The sequence below is a fragment of the Marininema mesophilum genome (assembly GCF_900106775.1).
In the GTDB taxonomy this organism is placed as follows: Bacteria; Bacillota; Bacilli; order Thermoactinomycetales; family DSM-45169; genus Marininema; species Marininema mesophilum.
In genome coordinates this window covers 1-17,562 of record NZ_FNNQ01000014.1, presented here as the reverse complement: position 1 = coordinate 17,562, position 17,562 = coordinate 1, and the positions used below count along the sequence as shown (strand labels likewise).

At 44.8% G+C, this 17,562-nt stretch carries 12 protein-coding genes and 8 tRNA genes; 2 read left to right on the top strand and 18 right to left on the bottom strand.

The features are described from left to right. Positions 1–38: 38 nt before the first annotated feature. Positions 39–1,244, bottom strand: a complete 1,206-nt coding sequence (argJ, locus tag BLV90_RS12915; protein ID WP_091741788.1) for a bifunctional glutamate N-acetyltransferase/amino-acid acetyltransferase ArgJ — start codon at positions 1,242–1,244, stop codon at positions 39–41. A 297-nt stretch (positions 1,245–1,541) separates the two neighbouring features. Here argJ and BLV90_RS12910 point away from each other — a divergent pair, with 297 nt between their 5' ends. Beyond that, the gene (locus tag BLV90_RS12910; RefSeq protein WP_091741786.1) at positions 1,542–2,360 is read left to right on the top strand and encodes a hypothetical protein; all 819 of its coding nucleotides are present in this window, start codon (positions 1,542–1,544) and stop codon (positions 2,358–2,360) included. 29 nt (positions 2,361–2,389) lie between these two features. Then, positions 2,390–3,979: a hypothetical protein gene (locus BLV90_RS12905; RefSeq protein ID WP_091741784.1), complete on the top strand. Its 1,590-nt coding sequence runs from the start codon at positions 2,390–2,392 to the stop codon at positions 3,977–3,979. A 228-nt stretch (positions 3,980–4,207) separates the two neighbouring features. Here BLV90_RS12905 and BLV90_RS12900 read toward each other — a convergent pair whose 3' ends face one another. The 17 genes from BLV90_RS12900 to BLV90_RS12820 form a co-directional block, all read right to left on the bottom strand. Continuing rightward, entirely contained in the window at positions 4,208–4,714 is a 507-nt protein-coding gene (locus BLV90_RS12900) for a GNAT family N-acetyltransferase (protein WP_091742030.1), read from the bottom strand. 61 nt (positions 4,715–4,775) lie between these two features. Next, the gene (locus BLV90_RS12895; RefSeq protein ID WP_091741782.1) at positions 4,776–5,642 is read right to left on the bottom strand and encodes a GNAT family N-acetyltransferase; all 867 of its coding nucleotides are present in this window, start codon (positions 5,640–5,642) and stop codon (positions 4,776–4,778) included. 132 nt (positions 5,643–5,774) lie between these two features. Beyond that, positions 5,775–7,607 carry a glutamine--fructose-6-phosphate transaminase (isomerizing) gene (gene glmS, locus BLV90_RS12890; protein WP_091741780.1) on the bottom strand — a complete coding sequence of 611 codons (1,833 nt, stop codon included), beginning with the start codon at positions 7,605–7,607 and terminating at the stop codon, positions 5,775–5,777. Positions 7,608–8,057: 450 nt separating this feature from the next. Next, positions 8,058–9,410, bottom strand: coding sequence for a phosphoglucosamine mutase (glmM, locus tag BLV90_RS12885; RefSeq protein WP_091741778.1), 1,353 nt, complete (start codon positions 9,408–9,410; stop codon positions 8,058–8,060). Positions 9,411–9,436: 26 nt separating this feature from the next. After that, positions 9,437–10,633 carry a CdaR family protein gene (locus tag BLV90_RS12880; RefSeq protein WP_177168057.1) on the bottom strand — a complete coding sequence of 399 codons (1,197 nt, stop codon included), beginning with the start codon at positions 10,631–10,633 and terminating at the stop codon, positions 9,437–9,439. Further along, positions 10,626–11,438, bottom strand: a complete 813-nt coding sequence (gene cdaA, locus BLV90_RS12875) for a diadenylate cyclase CdaA (RefSeq protein WP_091741774.1) — start codon at positions 11,436–11,438, stop codon at positions 10,626–10,628. The genes BLV90_RS12880 and cdaA overlap by 8 nt, the downstream gene beginning before the upstream one ends. Before the next feature lie 160 nt (positions 11,439–11,598). Then, positions 11,599–12,243, bottom strand: a complete 645-nt coding sequence (locus tag BLV90_RS12870; protein ID WP_091741771.1) for a sigma-70 family RNA polymerase sigma factor — start codon at positions 12,241–12,243, stop codon at positions 11,599–11,601. 189 nt (positions 12,244–12,432) lie between these two features. After that, positions 12,433–15,210 carry a phosphoenolpyruvate carboxylase gene (gene ppc / locus BLV90_RS12865; protein ID WP_091741768.1) on the bottom strand — a complete coding sequence of 926 codons (2,778 nt, stop codon included), beginning with the start codon at positions 15,208–15,210 and terminating at the stop codon, positions 12,433–12,435. Positions 15,211–15,359: 149 nt separating this feature from the next. Then, positions 15,360–16,274, bottom strand: a complete 915-nt coding sequence (gene rocF / locus BLV90_RS12860) for an arginase (RefSeq protein ID WP_091741765.1) — start codon at positions 16,272–16,274, stop codon at positions 15,360–15,362. Between the two features lie 451 nt (positions 16,275–16,725). Next, positions 16,726–16,800, bottom strand: a tRNA-Gly gene (locus tag BLV90_RS12855). Between the two features lie 8 nt (positions 16,801–16,808). Further along, positions 16,809–16,884, bottom strand: a tRNA-Lys gene (locus BLV90_RS12850). Positions 16,885–16,888: 4 nt separating this feature from the next. Continuing rightward, positions 16,889–16,963, bottom strand: a tRNA-Gln gene (locus BLV90_RS12845). A gap of 8 nt (positions 16,964–16,971) precedes the next feature. Beyond that, positions 16,972–17,056, bottom strand: a tRNA-Tyr gene (locus tag BLV90_RS12840). A 14-nt stretch (positions 17,057–17,070) separates the two neighbouring features. Continuing rightward, a tRNA-Val gene (locus BLV90_RS12835) sits at positions 17,071–17,146 on the bottom strand. Between the two features lie 5 nt (positions 17,147–17,151). Then, positions 17,152–17,227 (bottom strand) — tRNA-Glu (locus BLV90_RS12830). 4 nt (positions 17,228–17,231) lie between these two features. Beyond that, positions 17,232–17,308, bottom strand: a tRNA-Thr gene (locus BLV90_RS12825). Between the two features lie 4 nt (positions 17,309–17,312). Beyond that, positions 17,313–17,387, bottom strand: a tRNA-Asn gene (locus BLV90_RS12820). Positions 17,388–17,562: the final 175 nt, after the last annotated feature.

Here is a 17,562-nt window from a genome sequence, read left to right as displayed (position 1 = left end):
GACTCTCATTCCCTATTCGTCCACATTACTGGTATCGGTCAAGTTGTATATTCTGCATTGATCCGAACATAGTCATAGGAAAGATCGCATCCCCAAACTGTTGCTTTTTCTTCACCCAATCCAAGGGATATACGGATGGATACCTCTTCGTTCAGGAGATAGGCTTGCAATTTATCCAAATCCAGATTGAGCTCCCTCTCTCCTCCATAAACGGGAATATCTCCAAAGGCTATACCTATGTTTTCAGGATCGATCTGGTCTTCATCTTCACATTTACCTACTGCCATCGCAATTCGCCCCCAGTTGGGATCCCGACCAAAAATAGCTGTTTTCACGAGAGGGGAATTAACGACAGACTTTGCTACTTTTTTAGCTTGTTTGAAGCTTCCCGCCTGGTCTACCACTACTTCAAGGAGTTTAGTGGCCCCCTCTCCATCTCTTGCTATTTCTTTGGCCAATTCAATGGACATGCTTCGCAGCGCTTGGCGAAAGTCTTCGATATCTACTTCTCCAGCTAAACCGTTAGCCATAATGGCCACCGTATCACTGGTACTTGTATCCGTATCGACACTGATCATATTAAACGATTCATTAACCGCTTCTTTCATCATTTCGTGTAAAACGGGTTGAGAAATTTTCGCATCGGTGACGAAATAACTGAGCAACGTGGCCATATTGGGTTCAATCATGCCCGAGCCTTTGGCTATCCCCACCAGAGTTGATCCGCCAACTTTGGCAATACGTATTTTTGGTCGTGTGTCCGTAGTCATGATCGCTTCCGCAGCACGTTCAAATCCTCCATCGGACATCTGGTGGCGAAGACCTTGTATCCCCTTTATCATTCTTTCAATTGGAAGCTGAATTCCGATGACCCCAGTTGATGATGGTAGGATATCATCGGGCAATATATCGAGGGCATTGGCCACTTCATGAACAATTCTTTGGCTGTTTTTAATACCTTGCTGGCCCGTTGCCACGTTGGCATTCTTGCTATTGATAACAAAAGCTTGTAACCGGCCGTTAGCAATATGTTTTTTCCCAACCTGTAAGGGGGCCCCGCAAAATCGGCTCTGCGTAAACATAGCGGCAGCATTGGCGGGGACAACGGATTGAATGACGGTAAAATCTAAGGTACCGTTCTTGATTCCGAGATTTATCGCACAGGTTTTAAATCCCTCAGGCCATTTTACGGAGGCATCATCGAAACGATTAGTCGGTGTTATTGTTGGCACTTTCCCTACCATTGAAGTCAGCCTCCTTAAGTCCTGCGTTTTTAACGTCCTTTTGTCACTCTTTTTCTATCGCATGTTTCAAAGCCCGTTCTTCAGAACATACCTTCCAACATGATGCGAAAGAAAGTATCGACATTATCATTTCACCATTCCATTCCAGTGGTTTCTCGAAACTAATATTGAATAAATATACATTACTATGAGTGAATTATGCAACCCTTTTCCATTCGTTTATGAGATATTCATGGACAAAATATTGCATGGCGCACATGAGGATAGGACATAGTTAACAACAAGGAGGAACGATATATGGATGTAAAGTTAGAGATTCAGGACGGATCCCCCTGGTACCTGAGTCCCGATATTTGGACTGTATCAGGAGATGATCCTCTCGGTACGCCTGGACAACCAATCGTTGGGCAACCGTGTTATATATGGGCACGTGTTCACAACAACGGTAAAGATGCTATTCAGAACGCCAATGTACGCTTTTATTGGGCCAATCCGGCCGTTGGATTCAACCGGAAAACAGCCAATTTTATTGGTAAAGCATATGTATCACTTGCTGGTAGCGAGACACGCGAGGTATTGTGCTTGAGCCCATGGAATCCGAGTTTCGTTAATAATGGACATGAATGCGTCATGGTAGAAGCATCTCATCCCTATGATCCATTACAAGCTGGCTTAACCTTCAATGTTACAACCGACCGTCATGTTGCACAGCGTAACCTAACCGTGCTCAGGTTGAGGAAGGGAAACGCGCATTTTACACTGAGATTCGAATTACATAATCCTTCAAGACTGGCACAAACATATCGCATTACCTCTCGGGTTGGTCATCTTAAGGAGATTAAACCGTTGCTACCACATCTTGGTCACGACATACCACATCACGGCGAAGGTACAATTGTTCAAGCGGGATTTGTAACTGAATCTTGCCCGGACAAAGATGATAGTAATAAAGCGCAACCTACCTCTAAAGTTGAAATTGGTCCGGGTGCCACAGTTGGCTTATCGGTTGTAGGGGTGCTCGAGGGCGAGATAGCACTTCTTCATGTTGTGCAAAAAGCAGAAGAGCAAGAAATCGGTGGGCTGAGTATTTTGGTTTTTCAAGGTAATGAGCAATAGTAGGAGATGATGAGAAAGGAGTGATTACTATGTTACAATTTGCAATTCCTAATCGACCATTTGCTTCAGAACCAATCACTGGCTTGATGACGCCAGATGGAATTTTTGAAGTTTCTCTGGGAAAACAAATAATTAACATTCATCTTATAAACAGCGGTATAGCAGTTAATCAGGTACAAGTTTATATTGAGAGCATTTCAGATCCAGGTATTGTGATAACAGCACACACCCATGACATTGCTTACGCTGATTCAGAAGTTTCTCATCTCTTTAGCTGGGAAGCTGATTTTAGTGCAGCGGCGCCCGGCAAACACATGGTGAGCTTTATTGTGGTAACAGCCAGCGGACATCAGCGGATAATCAAAAAGATTTTTGTGACGAAGATGAACTTTAATCCAAGTAACCTTTCGTTTTCAGTAACCACACCAGAAGCAGTATTCGATGTGGCTTTTAAAGAAATGATTGGTCCACAAGACATAACATGTTCAAATAAAAAAATAGATATCGCTTGTTACAGTGACCGGAAACCCCTGCTTGATGTTCTTAATGTTGTTGGAGAACTTCAATCTTGCGACTGTCAGTCTAACAATCTGCTGAATTATCTATGTAAAGGTGTTAGGGTCACAAATAATCCACACTTTTCATTATGTGCACGACAATTACTAATTGGGAAAATCAAAGCTCAGGTTCAACCGACGCCAGCCTATAAGGGGCAATATGGAGACCTACCGTTCCAAGATCCGTGGTGGAAAGTTGTTCTTGCTATCGTAGCGTTTGTTCTGCTTGTAGCGGCTGCAATAGCAGAAGCTGTAGATGGTTCAGGTGACCTTACAGCAGGTGGAGGTGGTACACATGATCTACCTAGTAATAGCGGAGGGGAGTGCTGTACGCCAGCAGCCCAAAATGGTGGTGACAGTAAAATAGCTGCCGGCTTGGTGGCAGCTGCTGCGACTGTTGCAACTATAGCTGGTGCGAGCGATGCCCGTGATCCCTTCCGTAAAGGTCAGGACCACACTGCACCTGCCACTGGAACAGAACTAACGTTAGCCGAAACGCTAGATTTGAGTTTCTCTTATCCAGAAGAAATTGTGCCCGGCAAGGCATTTAAGGTAAAGGCTGATTGGCAGTATCAACGCGACACCACGGAAGGAATATACGAGCATAAAGATACGGAGACTAATGCGAATATCCATATCCTGTCCAGCTATGACATTAACGCACCGAATACGGTTCATCCTGACGAGCCATTTATTATTAAAGCACAATTTTATAACGCCAATAACAATCTATTTGTTGGTAATCAGCTTTTCGTACAGTGCTTTTTCGTAGGACCGTCTGGGGAATGGCGTAGTATAGTTTTGCAAGACAATGGCCTTGCTAAGGATGAAGAGGCCAATGACGGAACCTATACTGGCGTCGGGTACTTTTCTACCGATGAACCCATGGGTAGATGGAAGTATTTGGTGGTTGCGCAAGATGTCAATCATGCTACTCCAGATATGAAGCCAGAGGACGCTGCACAAATCGTAGGCGGTATGCTTCTGACTAACCAGTTGAGTTTCACCTTTGGGGGCGGGGATTGTCCAATTAATTTTGACGGCGAAGTTAACGTTGGCTAACTGATTATCAAAATATTTTCGGTGTAATTATAAATAATCCCCACCTATTCTCGCTAGGTGGGGATTATTTATAAACCAACAAGTGATCTCCGTACACGGGATTCACTTCCGTATAGAAATCCTTTTGAACCACAAAGCAAAACGTTCATCCTTGAACCCCACAGAGAGCATGACAGAATTCACATGCGCCCCAATCTCTTGGTAGTTTTACTGCTGCAGCAACATAATTTATAGTTTTTTATAATATAATACCGTTTCTTCTAAATTACCATCAGCCGATTTTGCGTAATCAGGGATGATTCCGACTTCAACGTATCCGAGTGACTTATATAATATGTTGGACGGATCCCCTGATCGGGTATCCAATACCAGAAGGCTTTTTTCCTCTACCTTAGCCCGACTTTCTAAGGCGGTCATTAAAGCTCTTCCAATCCCCTTTCTGCGTTGATGGGAATGAACCATCAACTTCGCCACCTCAGCTCTATGAACGCCATTCGTCTTTAGGGTTAGGTGCATTTGAATCGCTCCGCATACCTTATGATTTAATCTAGCAATCCACAAAATAGCATCAGGTTTTAATACACTTTCCCAGTGTTTTCTCGCCTCTTCCCTACTCAAAGGCGGTAAAAAGCCCACTGAAGCCCCTTCGTCAACAACATCAATTAGCAACTCCATCAATTCTTCCATCAGTGCCTCGTCAATTGATGTAACCTCTGTGATTTGCACTTCGTTGATCAAATTGATTCTTCCTTTCACCCTTTTATATGTAACCCCTGCGGGGCGGTTAATAACTTCCCTAACCAAAAATCTGGGCAGCAATGCCATAAAGTAAATTTTTTCTTTCAGGTAATTGGTTTGAGTTTTTAATCATTACAGGAGGTCGACTTACTTTTTTGAATCCGCATTGCTCTAGGTATTTTAAAAAAGAATGTTGTTTATCAGGTACATCAATTCTAATTTTTCCTTGATATCCTTTTGCAAGGTTATGAATGATGTACGATGCTACATCCTTATTGATTGCTACAATTGGACCCAGTATCATATTAACTGGCCCTTCAATTCCTAAGCCATATCCTAATAAAATTCCATTCTTCCCTCTGACAACTAGCCCTTGTTTGGCTTGCCGAATTCTTGTTTTTAGAAAAAGTCCTCTATTTACTCCAACGGCAGATTGATCTAATGCCAGAACTTCGTTAAAGTGGCTATCATCTAACGGAAGAATACAGTAATCTAAACTTTCATGTACAGGTGAATGAGGTGTATAGCTATCACTTAACAATTTATGAACGCAAGTAACTGTTTGGAACCCTAATCTTTTATAAAGAGACTCTCCCTCCTTTGTGGCAATAAGCATAATTGTCACCTCCTTAGAAACTGAATTAACACAATGTTGAGTAATTTCTTGGCCTAATCCATACCCTCTGTATTTTTCATTAACAATCACCATCCCAATAGAAGCTACTTGATTATCATAAGGAATTATTGCTGCACTGGAAATAATATCTCCTTGCTTCGTTCTATGTCCATATACATGACCTACCGACATAATCGTGTTGATTACTTGCTTATCATAATCCCAACCAACTGAGGATGAAAGATCAATTAGTTTCGGAATATCTTCTAAACTCAATTTATCTAGTAGAAATCCTGTTTGGTCTTGCATATAAATCCCTCATTATATTGAAAAAGGCTGTTATCATGATTATCTCATAATAACAGCCTTAGTAAAAAACTTCATTGTTCAATAAAACAACTTTATTGTCACTCAACAACAGGTACCTGCTACTTCTATCCGTTACTCCACCGTTACACTCTTCGCAAGGTTACGTGGTTTATCTACGTTAATCCCACGCGCCACTGATGTGTAGTAGGCGAGGAGCTGAAGCGGGATCACAGATAGAATCGGTGTAAACAACGGAAGAGTATCTGGAATCGTAATAACACGATCCACGGATTTCTTCAGTTCTCTATCTCCTTCGAGGCCAAAGCCGAGGACGTGGGCACCACGGGCTTTTACCTCAATGATGTTGGAGATGGTTTTTTCAATGACAGCATGCTGGGTAGCTAGGGCGATCACTGGAATCCCTTCTTCGATCAAGGCCAGGGTACCATGCTTTAGTTCCCCTGCTGCATAGGCTTCCGAGTGAATATACGAGATTTCCTTCAGTTTCAAGGAGCCCTCCATAACGACTGCGTAATCGAGGCCACGCCCGATGAAGAAGAGATCCTCGTGTTTCGCAATCTCCTTCGCTAAAGACTGAATAGCATCCGTCTTCGCTTCAATCAATTGGCCTTCAACTTGTTCGGACAACTGAATGAGCGCCTCGGTAGATTTTTTCAAAACTTCTTCTGTCCGAGTACCCAGTATACGCGCCATATAGAGACCCAAAAGGTAAATGGCAACCAGCTGGGAGGTATACGCCTTTGTAGATGCGACAGCAATCTCAGGACCGGCCCAAGTCATCAGTACCTCATCCGCTTCCCGTGAGACAGAGCTTCCGACGACATTGGTGATACCAAGGGTTTTTGCTCCTGCTTTTTTTGCTGCCCGCAGTGCGGCTAAAGTGTCCGCAGTCTCGCCGGACTGGCTTACTACGACAACCAGAGTGGACGGGGTGATAATCGGATCTCGATAGCGGTACTCGGATGCGACATCTACCTCTACAGGAATCCGAACCAACCGTTCAATAACGGATTTACCGATCAATCCTGCATGATAAGCCGTTCCACAGGCGATAAAGTGGACCCGATCAAATTTTTTCAAGTCTGCTTCTGTGAAAGACAGATCCTGGGTAAGATCGATCAATCCTTCTTTGATTCGACCAGCCAGAGTATCCCGGATAGCCTTTGGTTGTTCATGGATTTCCTTCAACATAAAGTGCTCATAACCGCCTTTTTCAGCTGTTACAGCATCCCATGTGACATGAAGGATCTCTTTTTGTATGGTTTTCCCATCAAGAGTAGACAGCTCCACTGTATCTGGAGTTAAAATCGCCATCTCTCCATCCTCTAATACATAAACGTCCCGAGTATGCTCGAGTATTGCAGGGATGTCCGAGGCGATAAAGTTTTCCTCCTTACCTAGTCCGATAATCAACGGACTCGCTAGGCGAACTGCTACCAGTTTATCTGGCTCACGCTCACTAGTGATAGCGAGGGCATAGGCTCCTTCTAACCGCTGAATCACTTTGCGGACGGTAGAGACGAGATCCCCATCGTACATATCCTTTAAGAGTTGGGCGATCACCTCTGTGTCTGTTTCCGATGTGAAGGAATAGCCCTTTGCTAGCAATTCCTCTTTCAATTCAATATAGTTTTCAATGATCCCGTTATGAACTACCGCAAACTGATGCTCCGCATCCATATGGGGATGGGAATTTTCATCCGAAGGCTTCCCATGGGTTGCCCACCGGGTATGACCCATGCCAATCATCCCTGTAAGGGGATGAGTCACTAGCTTTTCTTCTAAAGCAGCAAGGGGCCCCTTCGTCCTTTCTACAGCTAGCTTACCTTGTTGGATCACTGCGATCCCCGCAGAATCATATCCACGGTATTCCAATTTCCGAAGACCTTCAACTAGTATATTTTGAGCGTTTTTCGGCCCAATATAGCCAACGATTCCACACATATATTTCACAAACCCCCTGATTCATTGGGGAGCGCTCCCCAATAACAAAAAAACTTCATCGGCTACGCCCCCCTCTTTTTGTCTGATTAATCGGGTCGCTACCGGTTATCATCTACGCATTTTCTGTGTCATTCAAATAGCATCGTGCCAATGCCTTTGTCAGATAGGTCACCCCACCCATTTGTGCATTGGCCCCACGGCTTCGATGCTAAAGCCGGGAGGTATCCGCCGAAGGATCGATTTCCCTCCACCTCGTCAACTGCCTTTGCAGTCCTGGCGCTTCACAACATGATACGATTGAATTCCTCTCTTTTTCTTGCCTTCACCTCCTTAGAAACATATCCCTATCTTATGCAAATATTTCAGCTTTGTAAAGAATATTACACTGTCAAAAAATGAATGAAGGGTGCGGACTTACCTCCGCCCCCTCTCCCATTTGATATGATTATCTTATGCCAATTCCACTCGGATAACATCCGCGATGCCATTCACGAATTCATCCAACTGATTGGCATCCGGGCCTTCTGCCATCACGCGAATCAATGGTTCGGTTCCAGATGGTCGTACGAGTACACGACCATCTGTACCAAGAGCATGCTCCACTTCACCAATTTTCCCCTGAATAGCAGAGTTCTTCTCCCAACCATTCTTCTCCTTCACAGGTACATTCACAAGAACTTGTGGATACTTTTGCATTTCTTCAGCCAATAGATGTAAAGTAGTCCCTTTCTCTTTCACCACACGACAAAGCTGTAAGGCCGTCAGCATGCCATCTCCTGTCGTATTATGATCGAGGAAAATAATATGGCCAGACTGTTCTCCCCCAAGGTTGAAGCCACCTTTGCGCATCGCTTCCATCACATAACGGTCGCCAACCTTGGTCTTCTCACTCTGAATCCCCAATGCTTCTGTCGCTTTAAAGAAACCAATATTACTCATCACCGTAGTGACGATCGTATCCCCTTTTAGTTCATCCATCTCGCGCATAAAGCTTCCACAGATGTACAGAATCTGATCGCCATCCACGATCTCACCTAGCTCATCTACAGCGATTAATCGATCCGCATCGCCATCAAAGGCGAGACCAAGATGAGCTTGCCTTTGTATCACTTCCTGCTGCAAACGCTCAGGATGGGTAGAACCAGAATCTACATTAATATTTAATCCATCAGGGTCCGCGTGAAGTGCAGTCACATCCGCTCCTAGATCTCTAAGTAGGATAGGGGCCAATTTTGAAGCGGCTCCATTGGAGCAGTCTACGACAATATCCATACCACACAAGTCTGTCTGTATCGCTTCACGTAGGTGATCAAGATATGTTTGATATGCTTTTGGTCGATTCTCAACCCGGCCAATATCTGCTCCTACTGGACGAGGCAGTTGGTCTTCCTGCTCAAGAAGAGATTCAATCTCCTCCTCCATCTCATCGGACAGCTTAAAACCATCTGCGCCAAAAAATTTAATTCCATTATCCTCAAAGGGATTATGAGAGGCTGAAATTATCACTCCAGCACTAGCAGACCCTTCCTGTGTCAAATATGCCACTCCCGGGGTAGAAACAACACCGAGTCGAGCCACATCCACTCCAATAGAAAGCATCCCTGCGATTAAAGCCGATTCAAGCATCTCTCCTGATAATCGAGTATCTCTACCAACTAGCACACTCGGTCTTTTCCCAGGTGTCGGCTCAATATGTTTTGTCAATACATAGGCACCAATACGGCCTAATTGATATGCAAGCTCTGGGGTTAATTCGCGATTCGCCACGCCTCGAACCCCATCCGTTCCAAAATATTTGCCCATAGTTCTCCTCCTTGCAACCCATCAATCTATCTCTCGATGCGCACCTTCACAGAGGGTTTCTCATCCCCATTAAGTCGAACATAAAGAGGCAGGTTCACTTGTACAGGTACACGATGCTCCCCTGCTGATAAATTGGAAAGATCGATGGAGGCCTCCACATCAGCCTTCTCTACTTTCTTTAGTAAAGAAGGTGCTCCAAGTAATTCGAAGTCCATCTGATCGATATCCCCTTCCAATTTCGCCATCCCTGACTCCTTCCCGCTCATGCTTATCGGAACACCTTTTATTTTCTTGGTCTTGCCCTTCACGATTTGGACGGTAATATCTGTCACTTCGGGTGCTACCTTCACCGCATCACCTGAAAGGGGAATCGGCAATTCAAAGGTGCGATCACTCTTGGCCTTGGATAAATCCGGCTTAGGACCTGGATACACTTCCAATCCCTCTACATAACTCTTCGGCCCATATACGGTTACTTGCTTTGTTCCTACTGTCATACTTTTCACAGCATACCCATCTGGCGGATCTTTGCCGATCTCGACCTTCAATGGTACAACCGCATTGGGACCAGCAATCGGCAATTTCACATCAACTACCCGCGGGTTTACCTTCAAACCATCGATCTCTCCATTTTTCCCGTATACTTGTAACGAGGCTGAGCGAGAAATGGTTTCCTGGGCACCATCGGCATTGATCACTGCTTTCACCGCTGTGACCCGGTTTAATGCGGATTTCGATCCACGAACCAATACTTTGGAAGGTTTAACCACAGGGGTTCCTACTTTATATTGGCCACTTGGTTTACCGATTACATCCACCTGTACCGACATCTCTTTTTGTTGCTTCTCTTCCAAAACCACTTTCACTTTATTAGGTTGAGCCTTCGCATCAAGCCCCTGAAAACCTTCTACTTTCACATTTGCAAAATGTTGACCTGGCCCCATTTTCCGTAGATCCACATACGCCTTATATTGACCGGGATTAGTCATTTTCAAGGTATCCGTATCCCCTTGAAGCACTAGGTTGACTGTCTTTGGCATCTGCGTAACTTCAAATCGATCCTTATTATACAGGGCCTGTAATGTGACGTTATTAATGATTGAACGATCTTTTTCTTCCTTTAGGTTGCTAAAGGAGGCATCGTTGACAGACATCCACAACATGATCGCAAGTGCTAAAGCTATTAACTTAATCACATTGGTGTTTTGTAACCATTTATCCATCACGATCCCCCCTTCGGCTCCAGAATGAAGCATTTCGTTCTGGGGGTTTTAATTCTTCATATAATCGGGAGATTAACTTCTCCTCGGATAATCCTCGTTCCAACTCGCCATGAATCGCCAGGGAAATTTGGCCTGTCTCTTCAGAAACAATAATAGACAAGGCATCCGATACTTCACTCATTCCCATCCCTGCTCGATGACGCGTACCTAATTCTTTACTGATAAATGGATTCTCTGATAATGGGAGATAGCATCCTGCTGCCATAATTTGCTCGCCTCGGATGATCACAGCCCCATCATGCAAGGGAGTGTTGGGCAAAAAGATATTAACCATCAGTTCTGAGCCCAACTTGGCTTCCACAGAGATACCTGTCTCAATATAATCGGATAGACCGGTCTTACGTTCGAGAACGATCAAGGCACCAATTTGGCGCTTTGACAGATGGGCCACAGCCTTAATCAGATCACTAACCATCTTAGTGACCACCTGATCTTCAACCTGACTTCCACGGCTAAAGAGACGTCCTCGGCCCAATTGCTCCAATGCTCGACGCAACTCCGGTTGAAAAATAATGATAATCGTAATCACGCCAACAGAAAAGAGATTCTCCATCAGCCATTGCAAGGTAGATAACTGGAAAAAGCTCGACACCATCCATGCTACGATGACGATCGAGATCCCCTTTAGTAACTGAACTGCTCGAGTGCCTCTAAGCAGCATCAGCAATTTATAGATGACGTAAGAAACAATCAAAATATCAACGATATCATTTACGTATCGAGTCAAACCGTCCAATGCTTGCATGAGGCCCCTCCACAGTCAGTTCCTTTCGTTAGTATGCTTCCGGTCGGCATCACCAAATTCCTCCCTCTTTAATCCATTATGCGACAACTCAAGTCAAAAAGAAATGGTCACAAAGAGGAAACCCACCGTAATCCATACTCGGGCCTATTTTATTCAAGCATTAGAGAGACGCGACAAGTTCATTTCGTAATGCTTTTCTCCCTCGATACACCCGTGTTTTAACCGTCGTCACGGGCAAATGTAGTATTTTTCCAATATCTGCTAGAGGAAGTTCCCCCATATAGCGCAAGATCATCACTGCACGATATCGTGGAGGAAGTCCATCTAAAGCACGACTAATCTCTCTTTCCCTTTCTCTTATCAAAAGGAGCTCCTCTGGCGTGGGGTCGATGGATAAAATATAGTTGTACATATCCTTTTTCGACTCTCCCTTTCCAGGGTCGTCTAAATGTACATCTGCTTTTTTCTTGCGCATACTGTCAATACATAAATTAACAGTAATACGGTAGATCCAAGCAGAAAAGTGCTGGGAATCTTGAAATTTTTTTAAATGAAGATACACACGAAGGATTACTTCTTGTACTACATCCTCCGCCTCTTCCGCTTGTTTTAATTTTCTTCGTGCCAACAAAAACAATCGACTACGGTAGAGTTCGATCAACTCAACAAAGGCTTGATCGTCACCCGATTGGGCACGTTGAATCAGAACACTCTTCTTTACTTCCTTCAATGTTTGTCGCCTCGCGGTCCCCTGAGACAGTCGTAAAAAAAACGTCTCTCTGATCTTTATTTCAGATGATTTCATTTCTTTACCATCTTATCTTATGGTTCAACCATTTTCTACAATTATTCTCAACAATACCGTTACTAACCTCAATATAGGTTATTCTGCCTAGATAAAATAGGTTAAAGGTACTAGATCACCAGCTCATATATCCGCACACAAAAAGAGTTTCCTGCCACAAATGGCAAGAAACTCTTGTTTAACAGAGGATCATCCGGTATTACGAAGGCCTGCTGCAATGCCATTAATCGTTAATAACACTTGTTCTAGCTCATCTTCACGCATCGCCGGATTCTCCGCATTACGTGACAATCCTAAAAGATATACTTGAATGAAGCTAAGTGGATCTACATAGGGGTTTCTCAGTCGGATCGACTCTTGGATCACTGGAATATGATCCAAAATCTCCGTTTGGCCTGTGATGGCTAACACAATTTCCTTTGTTTTTCCATATTCCTCCTCCATTTGACGATAAATATCATCGCGTACCGCCGAATCCTTCGTCAAAGTGGAGTACTCTCGGGCAATGACCAGATCCGCCTTCGCCAAAGCCATTTGCAGATTATCAATTAGAGACCGAAAGTAGATCCAGGATTGATACATCTCCCGTAGGCGATCCACTCCGCCGGGTTGGGAAGCAATGTGAGACAGGCCTGTACCTGCAGCAAACCATGCAGGAAACAGATTACGACTCTGGGTCCAGGAGAAGACCCAGGGAATGGCACGTAGGTTTTCAAAGGCGCGGCTGTTTTTTCTTCGAGTCGGTCGTGAACCGATTTTCAGTTCTCCGATCTCTGGTAATGGGGTAGATTCGTTAAAATAATCCAGGAAACGTGGATCATCAAAGACAAGGTTCTGGTACTTCGTTAACGCATTGGCTGAAATTTCGACCATTGTCTCGATCCACTTCGCCTGAGGTGCTCCCTCTTCCCCTCTGCGGGAAGTGGCATGGGAAATTAGTAACGCAGAGGTGGCCTGTTCCAAACTACGGAAAGCGATGGGCTTTAGGGCATAGCGCGAGGAAAGCACTTCCCCTTGCTCCGTAATCTTAACGCCACCTCCTAAGGTCGCTGGTGGTTGAGCTTGGATGCTCTGGTTAAGTGGCCCACCCCCTCGTCCCAAAGCTCCACCTCGACCATGGAAGAAACGAACATCAAGTCCGTTTCGTTTCGATAAGGCATATAGTTCTTCTTGAGCCCGATAAAGCTCCCAGTTTGCCGTTAACATCCCACCATCTTTATTACTATCAGAATACCCGAGCATAATCTCTTGATATGGTTTATCTTTCATGACTCCAGGGACATACGCAGGGTGAAGATAGTAGGCCTCCATGATCTCTACGGAACGATGAAGATCATCGATCGTCTCTAATAACGGGGCTACGTGAAGCCTGGAAACGGGTGTTCCTTTCTGTTGACGCCATAATCCTACCTCTTTTGCAAAGAGTACCACCTCAAGTAAATCACTCGTGCCTTGGGTCATACTGATAAGATAATTGCGGATGGCATCTTCCCCAAATTCTTTTTTTGCGCGGACAATTAAGGCAAACAAGTCTATACACTGCCGAGTATCATCAGAAAAGTCCATAAAACTAGAGGTAATTGGACGAGGATCCTGCAATAGTTCTGTTAATAAAGCGACTTTCTCTTCCTCGGATAATCCGGCATAATCTTCTACAATGCCTTGAGAAGAAAGAATCTCCGTCAGCGCGCTCTCATGCTCTCCACTATCCTGACGAATATCTAAGGTCAACAAATGAAAGCCAAACAACTCCACTTGACGAATCAAGGTCGCTAGATCTCCATCAGCAATCGCATGCGCATTGTGCCCCCGTAGCGACTGATCGATCAGTTGTAAGTCTTTTAATAGCTCATCAGCACTCTCATAGTAACCCTGCTTTTCTGCTCCCAATCGGGTATGATTTAACCGAGCCAACATATAGGTGCATTTGCAACGATAAAGCTCATCTTCATTACGCCATTCCCCTTCACCCATATCGCTTATGACGACTTCTTCCCCGTCTTTCTTAAGGGATTGTAGCAATGTAGATGGAAATTGCACCACACGAGTAGAATGGCTTAATTTCTTCACTAATCGCTGAAGACTTGCTTCATATTTGCGGATCACTGAATCCCTTTGTAATTCAAGAGTGTTCCATGTTACCTCTGGTGTAACCCAAGGGTTACCATCCCGATCTCCGCCTATCCATGAGCCAAACGTTAGATAGCATGGCACACGCCAATCCCGTTTTGGATAATGACGCTTAAGACTATGTTCTAGCTCTCGATGAACCTGAGGCAGTACATCAAATAGGGTTTCATCTAGATAATAAAGTCCATTACGAACTTCATCCATCACCGTGGGCTTCCGTTGACGTAGCTCATCACTTTGCCAGAGTGTGAGCACATCACCCTTTAGTTCATCCCGTAGACTTTCATATTCCTTCTCTGATAACAAAGGATCGTCCATACGAGCGACCCCTTGGGAAATTCGATGATGAATATCGAGGATAGTCCCCCTTACCGCTTCCGTGGGATGAGCTGTCATAACCAACTCTAGAGAAAGTTGCTCTAATATTTGAGCGACTCCCTCAGCGTCCATTCCTGACTCCTTCAGAGAACGAACCGCTCCTTCAATCGAATAGCGTTGCGCATCTTGATCCCGCTGATAGGCTCGATGACGGCGAATACGATGGTTTTGTTCCGCGATGTTTACCAATTGGAAGTACGTTGCAAAGGCACGGATGACATCTCGACGCATCTGTGGAGAAAGCTGCTTGATTTCCTCTTTACATTGTTCCAATAACTCAGGAAGATCCGAGGTACGCAATTCTTTGGTCATCTCTCGAATTTTTTCGACTCGGTCAAGAAGTTCTTGACCGCCCTGCATTACCAGTACTTCTCCCAAGATATTGCCTAGGTAGCGAACATCCTTTCGTAGAGGCTGATCCTTTTCTTGTTGATCTAGCTCATGTACACCACTACTCATCGAGTCATCACCTCACTCTATACAGATTTTCATTTTAAATTTAAAATGCATTGTCCCCTATTGTAACAGAATTTACCCTCGAATGTACGTATAAGAAGATAGTTCCAGCCACAATAAAAAAGCCGCCTACAATTGAGGCGGCAGCAAAATCAAAGGATTTTTTCACCAAACACAGAGCCTATTAAGGCGACAGCAGCCTGTGCAGTACAGTTCTTCCGATCAAGAATCGGATTGACCTCCACAAACTCGGCAGAGGTAAGAACGCCTGCATCGGACAACATTTCCATGGCCAAGTGACTCTCACGATAGCTGATACCACCTGGAACGGGTGTCCCTACACCCGGTGCATCCTTAGGATCCATCCCATCTAAGTCCAAACTGAGATGGACACTATCTGTATCCTTCGATACGATGTCAATTGACTCTTCGATGACACGGCCCATCCCCAGCCGATCAATATCATGCATGGTAAATACACGAATACCCTTTTCTCTAATCAAATGGCGTTCTCCCTCGTCGAGTGAACGAGCGCCAATTACTACGATGTTCTCAGGTTGCACCTTCGGAGTAAAACCAGCTAGGTTGACAAGGTCAGGGTGACCAATTCCAAGGCTAACCGCAAGGGGCATCCCATGAATATTACCGGTTGGGGAGGTTTCCGCTGTATTTAAATCACCATGGGCATCAAACCAAACCAAGCCCATACGCTTTCGCCGTTTTGCTACACCTGCAATCGTTCCAATTGCAATACTATGGTCTCCACCCAACACTAAGGGAAAACATCCTTCTAGCACTACTTTATCTAAAGTTTCAGCTAGTTCTTCATTCACGGATGTTATTTCACGAAGGTACTTCAAATGGGTTTCTCCAACATCATAGGATTCAGGAGTAGGTACTTGTAGATTACCAAGATCCTTTACATCAAATCCGAGGAGGGTTAACTTCTCCTGAACAGAAGCGTAGCGAATCGCGCTCGGCCCCATATCTACACCTCTTCGATCTGCACCTAAATCCATCGGTACACCAATAATCGTAATCCCTTGACGTTGATTATCCTTCTCCATCTATTAACCCTCCTCGAAATTCACAAAGAAAATGGATCATTGTATAATGATTTCACTTCTATGTTACCACATAAAAAGGGCATATCATGGCTTTATAACGTGTATATACCCCTCTATTCTTTTATATTTAAAAAAGCGAGTATGAAGGAGTATAAAAGCATAAAATGCATATATATGGGCGTTTTTTGCATCTAGAGTAATTCACCATAGAGCAGATCCCCGCTAAAAAGCCCTTACTGTGTTCACCCAAAAATTTTTACATTCAAGGGTTTGCATATGAGCTGAAGACGTGGAGCTAACGACCTTTTTCCAGCGGCCTTCCTCCCAATCGGACGTAGCCACAACACCGAATTCTAACTCCATGAATTAAACATACAGAAAAACAGACACAAAAAAAGAAGCCCCAGGTTACAAACAACCTAGGGCTTCTTTTTACTGCGCTTTTCTTTTTTGGAGCGGAAGACGGGAGTCGAACCCGCGACCCTCGCCTTGGCAAGGCGATGCTCTACCGCTGAGCCACTTCCGCAAGAGAAATGGTGAGCCATGCAGGATTCGAACCTGCGACACCCTGATTAAAAGTCAGGTGCTCTACCAACTGAGCTAATGGCTCATAATGGCTGGGGCGGAAGGGATCGAACCTTCGCATGACGGAGTCAAAGTCCGTTGCCTTACCGCTTGGCTACGCCCCAATATGATATGGTGGAGGGAGTAGGATTCGAACCTACGAAGGCAGAGCCGGCAGATTTACAGTCTGCTGCGTTTGGCCACTTCGCTATCCCTCCAAGGGATAAAAATATGGTGGACGATGACGGGCTCGAACCGCCGACCCCCTGCTTGTAAGGCAGGTGCTCTCCCAACTGAGCTAATCGTCCGAAAATGGTGACCCGTAGGGGATTCGAACCCCTGAATGCCAGCGTGAAAGGCTGGTGTGTTGACCGCTTCACCAACGGGCCGTTCTGGAGCTCCCAACCAGACTCGAACTGGTGACCTCTTCCTTACCATGGAAGCGCTACTACCGACTGAGCTATGGGAGCATAATGGCTCCTCAGGCAGGACTCGAACCTGCAACCTACCGGTTAACAGCCGGGCGCTCTACCATTGAGCTACTGAGGAACAGTGAGATCTAATTGGAACTAAAATCAACAGGTTACATTATACAACTTCATCTCTCATTTAGCAAGAGATTCCTTCAAGGTGATACACCCTGAAAACCGGAATGGAGTAAGGTTGGAATGAATCCAGGAGAAGTCCTCGACCGATTCGTATCTGTCAGCTGAACACATTGCTG